Source organism: Acinetobacter sp. A1 (genome assembly GCF_012371315.1).
Taxonomy (GTDB): domain Bacteria; phylum Pseudomonadota; class Gammaproteobacteria; order Pseudomonadales; family Moraxellaceae; genus Acinetobacter.
Genome location: NZ_JAAZQY010000002.1, coordinates 143,255 through 149,688, shown reverse-complemented (window position 1 = coordinate 149,688; position 6,434 = coordinate 143,255). Strand labels below are relative to the sequence as shown.

The following is a 6,434-nucleotide window of genomic DNA, read 5'->3' as shown; positions in this document are numbered from 1 at the left end:
GACCATACGTTATAGTTGGCTGAGCAAGCATTTATTTGATACTTTGGATGAAGTACAAGATTATGCAACAAACTGGTTGTGGCATTACAACCATGAAAGACCACATCAAGCTAACAAAGGAAAGCCACCTCTAATGGCTGCTTAACCTCTACTTTTAACTTCGGTTATTTATGGGAGGATTACCCCACAAGGTTGGGAGTTTTCGACCAAACTGTCTTATAGCTTCAATACTGAAAATGACGATACTAACTATCAATCGGGTGATTATTTTGCTGGGGATTATGCAATCGGTTATCAATTGAATGATCAACTCAAACTTGCGCTAGAAGGCTATGTGTTTAAACAAACCACAGATGATGAAGTGAACGGTGCCAGTATTGGCAATAAAGGACAGGCGTTGGCATTTGGCCCTGCAATTCAATATAAGAAGGATAACTGGTCATTAGAGGCGAAGTTCCTGAAAGAAACCGAAGTGGAGCATCGTCCTGAAGGACATTCCACCACCTTGAAAATGGTGTGGGCGTTTTAAGGTCTAACTTTATCTAGCATTTGCTCTTGCAGCCTTGCAGTACAAAGCCAAGTTCTAGGACTTGGCTTTGCTTTTTTGGACATTCTTTTCTAAAAAGCTTGTTCTGTGGACTGAGTGCTAAATCAATGCTGTGCTTTATGTGTGTACTCTGCCCAAAAATGATCTAAAAGCTAGAGCAAAGATCATAGAGTAAACTGTTCACACAGGGTTAGAATCAAACATAGCATGTGCGTCTTGTATGCAGGAGAGTCATTTTGAGTCAAACAATTGATACCGATGTGATTATTATTGGTGGTGGACAAGCTGCATTAGCCACGGCTTACTTTTTAAAACGGCAAAAAATCAATTTTCTGATTTTGGATAATCAAACGCAAGCGGGCGGTGCGTGGCAACATGCGTGGGATTCTTTGCAGTTATTTTCTCCAAATACATGGAGTTCTTTGTCGGGTTGGTTGATGCCTAAAACTGAACAGGAATATCCAAAGCGATTAGAAGTGATTGACTATTTAAGGGCTTATGAAGCGCGCTATCAATTCCCAGTGCTGCGTCCTGTGCAGGTCGAAAACATCATAGCTGAAGGCAATGATTTAATCGTTTGTTCGGCACAGCGAAGCTGGCGCGCCAAAGCGGTCGTGAGTGCAACAGGCACATGGAGTCAGCCTTTTATTCCAGCCTATGCAGGGCGTGAACGATTTTTAGGTACACAAATTCATTCGGCCCATTACCGCAATGCTGAAGCTTTTCAGGGAAAAAAAGTGATGATTGTTGGTGGTGGTAACTCTGGCGCACAAATTTTGGCAGAAGTGTCTAAAGTGGCTGAAACCTTTTGGGTTACACAGCAACCCCCAAGTTTTTTAGCCGATGATGTAGATGGACGGGTTTTATTTTTACGTGCCACGGAACGCTTAAAAGCCCAGCAAGAAGGTCGCAGCATTGAACAACCGATTGGCAGTTTGGGTGATATTGTGATGATTCCAAGTGTCAAAGATGCACGGCAACGCAATGTATTGCATGGCCTGCCGCCATTTGACTATTTAACTGAACATACTGCAGTTTGGGCAGATGGAAGTGAACAGGACATTGATGCCATTATTTGGTGTACAGGTTTTAAGGCAGCAGTGTCACATTTGCAAAGTTTGGGTGTGGTCAATGCACACGGTACAGTCGATGTGTCAGAAAATCGAGCGCTACAACAGCAAAATTTGTGGTTGGTCGGTTATGGTGATTGGACTGGTGCAGCATCGGCAACTTTAATTGGCGTTTCCCGAACAGCACGAGATGTGGCAGCGCAAATCGCAGCGTATTTACAGACAACAGTGTAAGGTCATCATTGTGACTAAAAGTTATGATTAAAAACTGAAAACAGCAACTATAGCCATAAAAAAAGCCCTCTGTAGTAGAGGGCAAGAGGGTAACTTAAAAGTATTTACAGGCGCTACTCAAAATAAGCAGTTACTGTTTTGGTAAATCAAACCAAATAAATTGGCTGTCTTGCTTTGCTTCAATCACGGCATCATCAGCAAATAACAAGGCATCGCCTGCTTTCACGGTCTGCTCACCAATGCTGATTTCACCACGAATCACATGCACATAGTTGACCGCTTGTGTTGCAGCAACATCTAGCTGCTTTCCTGCTTGCAATACTGCAGCTTTCACTTCGGCTTGTTGGCGTATATGCATTGGGGCATTGTCATTCGGGCCGACAATTAAATGCCACTGGTTCGGTTCAGCATTTGGGTCACGCTGAATTTGTTGGTAAGTCGGTTCCGCATTGCGTACATTGGGTTGAATCCAAATTTGCAACATGTGCACTTCTTCATCGCCATTGTTAATTTCGCTATGCTGAACGCCTGTACCCGCACTCATCAACTGCCATTCACCTGCACTGATATGACGCTCATTGCCCATGCTGTCACGGTGGGAAATCGTACCATTTAAAACACAGGTCAAAATTTCCATATTGTCGTGTGGGTGTGTACCAAAACCATTGTGCGCTGCAATACGGTCATCGTTAATGACACGTAAAGCACTCACACCCATATATTTCGGGTTATACCAGCTACCAAAAGAGAAACTGTGTTTGGTGTCTAACCAACCCATTTTGACGTGACCACGTTCTTCGCTACGGTGTAAATAAGCATTCATGATCATGCTCCTATCATTTTTTTAATTTAAAGCCATCTTATGCTTTTTTATGTTGCCAACCTACAGCCGTTCTGCAACATGCCGTTCTAAAATTGCAACATTTAGGGTGGTGATCTGTAAAAGCATACTTTTTTCAAACATCAAAAAACCCACGTAAAACGTGGGTCATTCGCTGCCTAAGCAGGGGGATTATACGGTGTGCGATTATTCAAGGAATTTCACAGTCACACCAGAACGTACTTTACGACCTAAGTCATTGGCATCCCAGTTGGTTAAACGAATACAACCGTGTGATGCTGTTTTTGAAATAGTCGATGGGTTTGGCGTACCATGAATACCAAAGGATTTTTTGCTCAAACCAATCCAGATATTACCTACAGGGCCATTCGGGCCAGGTGGTAAAGACAGTGGTTTTAAGTTTTTACCCTGAATAAAGTTACTAGGTGAATAGCTATACCAAGGGTTTGGTGCAACACCCGTAATTTTATAGGTACCTGTTGGTGATGGTGTATCTGCACTACCAATGGTTGCAGGGAATGAACCCACCATTTGATTTTGCTTATTGAACAAATACAATTGTTTTGCACCTTTGTGCGCCACAATCAGGTGAATGTCTTCTGGTAAGTCATTGCGGACATTGGTCACCAATAACTTTTCACCCGCTTTGTTAAATGTCGCATTTGGATTTAATTTCTTTAAGAAATTTTCATCCATGTGGAATTTTTCACCTAGCATTTCACTGACACGGGTGTAGTACAAGCCTTTCATTTTGGCTTGTTCTGCATAGTCATGTGGAATGGACTTGGCATACGGACCTTTTAGGTCAGCTTCAGTAATTGTGTATTCTACAAATGCAGGACGTGAACCTTGACGTGCCACCAAAGCATCCCAAGTTTCTTGGGTTAAAATACCTGTAGGTTTAATGCCGTTCATTTGCTGGAAAGATGCAATGGCTTTCAGGGTATTTTTACCACTGGTACCATCAATTGCACCCGGAGAAGCATGGGCATTATTCAACATGACATGCGCACGCGCATACACTGGAAATTGACCTTTGCCAATATTTTCATACCAAGTGGCATTATTAAGACCGTCTAAAGTCCACGAAGCTTTTGGCGCTGCAGTGGTTGTGGTTTCAACAGGCTGGCTTGGCGTGGTTGTGGTCGGTGCTGCACCTACATCGGCAGTGGTATCTTCAGTTTTGTGTAGATCATCTAAGGTTTGTGATGCCTTATTTAAATCATTTTGTTCTTGTTGCGTAATAGCAGTATCGGTTGCATTGAGCGTGCTTTGTGCTGCAGAAGCTTCTGTTGCTAAAGGATCAATTGGATCTTCAACCGCAGTATTGCTGATCACTTGTGGATTTAACGGTTGTTCAGCAGTAGATGCAGCAAAAGTAGTTCCTGCAAAAATGCAACTTAAACTCATTGCGAGTATTGTGCGAACGAACATGTAATTCAACCTTGAGAATTATTCATTTACATAGATAAAAACTAGCCAAGTATTGCAGAAAAACTAAGGAGATGCAGTAGTTGTTTTGTGTAAATGTGCAAGAGGATGATGCTTTTACCGATGCTTTTGTTTATGTGATGTATTTCACACAAATAAAAATTGAAATTGCACGTAAAGTTCAGGATAAAAAAGACCAACCAGAAATGAAGTTATTAAAACTTCAACCTTTTTGATATGATGGCTGCAAGATTGAAAATGAGTTGGGAAAGTAAATGACGACCTTAAAAAATGATCGTTTTCTTCGTGCCTTATTACGTGAGCCAGTAGATTGCACGCCCGTATGGATGATGCGTCAGGCAGGACGTTATTTACCAGAATATCGTGCCACACGTTCGCAGGCAGGAGACTTCCTTTCTCTATGTAAAAATACAGAATTTGCATGTGAAGTGACCTTGCAACCACTGCGCCGTTATGAATTAGACGCTGCGATTTTGTTTTCAGATATTTTAACCGTTCCAGATGCTTTAGGTTTAGGACTGTATTTTGAGGCAGGCGAAGGGCCAAAGTTTCATAAAACCGTACGTACTGAGCAAGATGTTGCCAATTTACCTAAATTCAATGCCAAGTCAGATTTAGACTATGTCATGAATGCAGTATCGACCATTCGTTCTGCTTTAGGCGGACAAGTACCTTTAATTGGCTTTTCAGGCAGTCCGTGGACATTAGCAACCTATATGGTAGAAGGCGGTTCAAGTAAAGATTTCCGCTATACCAAAAACATGATGTATGCACAGCCTGAAGTATTGCATGCGCTGTTAGGTCGTTTGGCGGATGCAGTGACTGAATATTTAAATGCACAAATTGATGCAGGCGCACAGGCTGTTCAAATTTTTGACAGTTGGGGCGGTGCATTAGCACATCGTGAATATATTGAATTTTCATTGAATTATATGCAAAAGATTGTGTCAGGTCTGCAGCGTGAAAAAGATGGCCGTAAAATTCCTGTTATTTTATTCACCAAAGGCGGTGGCCAATGGCTTGAGCCAATGATTGCAACAGGTGCAGATGCCTTTGGTTTGGACTGGACAACACCACTGAATGTGGCACGTCAAACTGTAAATGGTCGTGCGGCTTTACAAGGAAACTTAGACCCTGCCACTTTATATGGTTCACCTGAAGCGATTGCCAAAGCTACTCGTGCAATGCTGGATGATGCTTACGCCAATGGTGAAAAAACTGGTTATGTGGCCAACTTGGGTCATGGTATTACCCAATGGGTTGACCCTGAACGTCCTAAAGTGTTTATCGATACCGTACATGAATACAGCGCTAAATATCTATAATAAAAGCAATCATATAGATCAGTTAGTTGTAGATGGAAATGGGTAACGTAAGCTTCAGTCGGGTCGTCAAATCATGATGTGGCGAACATGGCTGAAGTCAGGATTTGAATTTTCGACTAAGGCAGCTTCGGCTGCCTTATTTGGAATTTTATTGCTGATTGCATTTGCATTTACAGCACCTATAGCCAGTCAGGAATATTTTGGCTTTTTTCGTTATGACTATTTGCTGTTTTATGCCTTAATCATTCAGGTTTGTCTTTTATATTTAAAACTAGAATCTTGGGCTGAAGCCAAGGTGATTGCTTTATTTCATATTTTGGCAATGATCATGGAAATTTTTCTGACCCATCCACAGATTGCTTCATGGCAATATCCGCAACCTGCTGTGTTTAAAATTATGACTGTGCCGCTGTTTGCAGGCTTTATGTATTCAGCAGTTGGTAGTTTTTTTGCACGTTCCTTGCGTTTGTATCGGGTATCGTTACTGAATTTGCCAACTTTCCCGAATATGCTAGCTTTAGCGGTTTTGTCTTATATTAATTTCATGAGCAAATTTTTTATTCCAGATATTCGCTACGGCTTATTTGCGTGGAGTGTGCTGATTTTCTGGAAAACCAAAATCCGTTTTCAATTGCAACAGCATCAATTGCAGCTGCCAATGTTACCTATATTGTTGCTATTGGCATTTATTATTTGGGTGGCAGAGAATATCAGTACCTTTTATCAAATTTGGCTATATCCAAGTCAGGTCGATACGTGGCACATGGTGGGTTGGGGCAAGTTGGGGTCTTGGTACTTGTTGCTGCTATTGAGTCTGGTTTTAGTCATGCAAATACTTGGTATTCGTGATGCTCAAGGACGATGGACACTTAAAGATGAGGCTCCGAAAACAGACTCAATTCAGAGATGATCTTACGCTACAAAAATAATGCATGACTTTGGTATAAATATTTTGCGTTCTTAGT

The 6,434-nt window shown here is 41.7% G+C and carries 8 protein-coding genes; 6 read left to right on the top strand and 2 right to left on the bottom strand.

Annotation, left to right across the window (positions count from 1 at the left end):
* The 3 genes from HHA41_RS01540 to HHA41_RS01530 all read left to right on the top strand — a co-directional run.
* On the top strand, window positions 1-145 hold a 145-nt coding region (locus tag HHA41_RS01540), incomplete at its 5' end, for an integrase core domain-containing protein (protein WP_168460208.1).
* 21 nt (window positions 146-166) lie between these two features.
* Window positions 167-529 (top strand): transporter, encoded by a 363-nt coding sequence (locus tag HHA41_RS01535; RefSeq protein WP_354667266.1) that lies wholly within the window; start codon window positions 167-169, stop codon window positions 527-529.
* A gap of 254 nt (window positions 530-783) precedes the next feature.
* Window positions 784-1,851: an ArsO family NAD(P)H-dependent flavin-containing monooxygenase gene (locus HHA41_RS01530; RefSeq protein WP_168460206.1), complete on the top strand. Its 1,068-nt coding sequence runs from the start codon at window positions 784-786 to the stop codon at window positions 1,849-1,851.
* A gap of 130 nt (window positions 1,852-1,981) precedes the next feature.
* Here HHA41_RS01530 and HHA41_RS01525 read toward each other — a convergent pair whose 3' ends face one another.
* Both HHA41_RS01525 and HHA41_RS01520 read right to left on the bottom strand, forming a co-directional pair.
* A complete protein-coding gene (locus HHA41_RS01525) occupies window positions 1,982-2,674 on the bottom strand; it encodes a pirin-like bicupin family protein (RefSeq protein ID WP_168460205.1) in 693 nt (230 codons plus the stop codon).
* 204 nt (window positions 2,675-2,878) lie between these two features.
* A complete protein-coding gene (locus HHA41_RS01520) occupies window positions 2,879-4,126 on the bottom strand; it encodes a L,D-transpeptidase family protein (RefSeq protein ID WP_026438156.1) in 1,248 nt (415 codons plus the stop codon).
* 80 nt (window positions 4,127-4,206) lie between these two features.
* Between HHA41_RS01520 and HHA41_RS01515 the strand changes: the two genes are divergently transcribed.
* The 3 genes from HHA41_RS01515 to HHA41_RS01505 all read left to right on the top strand — a co-directional run bounded on the left by HHA41_RS01515 (window position 4,207) and on the right by HHA41_RS01505 (window position 6,379).
* Window positions 4,207-4,359 (top strand): hypothetical protein, encoded by a 153-nt coding sequence (locus HHA41_RS01515; protein ID WP_168460203.1) that lies wholly within the window; start codon window positions 4,207-4,209, stop codon window positions 4,357-4,359.
* A gap of 39 nt (window positions 4,360-4,398) precedes the next feature.
* Complete coding sequence (hemE, locus tag HHA41_RS01510) at window positions 4,399-5,469, top strand: uroporphyrinogen decarboxylase (protein ID WP_168417732.1); 1,071 nt, start codon at window positions 4,399-4,401, stop codon at window positions 5,467-5,469.
* A gap of 76 nt (window positions 5,470-5,545) precedes the next feature.
* The gene (locus tag HHA41_RS01505) at window positions 5,546-6,379 is read left to right on the top strand and encodes a DUF817 family protein (RefSeq protein ID WP_168460216.1); all 834 of its coding nucleotides are present in this window, start codon (window positions 5,546-5,548) and stop codon (window positions 6,377-6,379) included.
* Window positions 6,380-6,434 lie beyond the last annotated feature (55 nt).